At 62.6% G+C, this 623-nt stretch carries 2 protein-coding genes and 1 pseudogene; all 3 read left to right on the top strand.

Translation table 11 applies throughout. The features are described from left to right. A pseudogene (locus tag FAP39_RS17390) lies at positions 1 to 219 on the top strand (hypothetical protein); the annotation flags it as partial. Positions 220 to 287: 68 nt separating this feature from the next. Further along, entirely contained in the window at positions 288 to 446 is a 159-nt protein-coding gene (locus FAP39_RS17635) for a DUF7697 family protein (protein WP_171006920.1), read from the top strand. Then, positions 439 to 623 (top strand): hypothetical protein (locus tag FAP39_RS17385; protein ID WP_138017631.1); only part of this gene is annotated, 185 nt, incomplete at its 3' end. The genes FAP39_RS17635 and FAP39_RS17385, both read left to right, overlap by 8 nt.

Here is a 623-nt window from a genome sequence, read left to right as displayed (position 1 = left end):
GATCCAAGCCCCGAGGCCATTGATGCGCTTTTGGACATCTGGCCTCTCTTTGAGGCCTTCCAGCTGACCTATGTGTCCAAAGGCATGTTGCTGGAACAGGAAAAAAACGGCTCTGCGCCCTTGCCGGATGGGTCTTCGGCGGGGGCGGAGACTATTGCGCCGCCTGCCAGCCCTGCGCGGGCCGCACGCAAATCTGCAAAGACTGCCCGGAACGGCTAAACGCGCCGCTGACTTATGAGGGGTGGCAGATCTGGGATCTGGTCGGCCGGCTGGGCGGACAACTGCGCATGATGCCCGGGGCCGTGATTGGCTGGGATATGACGGCGGCTCTGGAATTAGGCAAAGCGCTTGGTATCTCGCCGCTGATCACAGCCGAACTTCTGCCCACCATTGAGGCGGTCATGGTCACCAAACTCAACGAACAGATGGATCACACCAATGGCTGAGAAACGCGTCTCCGTCCGCCTTGCGGCTGTGGGCGGTCGACAAGTCCGCACCGAACTCGAGGGCGTGGGCAAGGCCGGCGAGCGCGGCTTTGGAACGCTGAGCCGCGAGATGGAGGCTGCCAATAAGCGCATGGCGGCGTTTTCGCGCCGTGTGAAGGTGGCGGCTGCTGCCGCCGT

Source organism: Shimia litoralis, assembly GCF_005518135.1.
Lineage (GTDB): Bacteria > Pseudomonadota > Alphaproteobacteria > Rhodobacterales > Rhodobacteraceae > Shimia_E > Shimia_E litoralis.
Note: the sequence above shows the minus strand (reverse complement) of the source record. Positions and strands in the feature narration are given on the sequence as shown.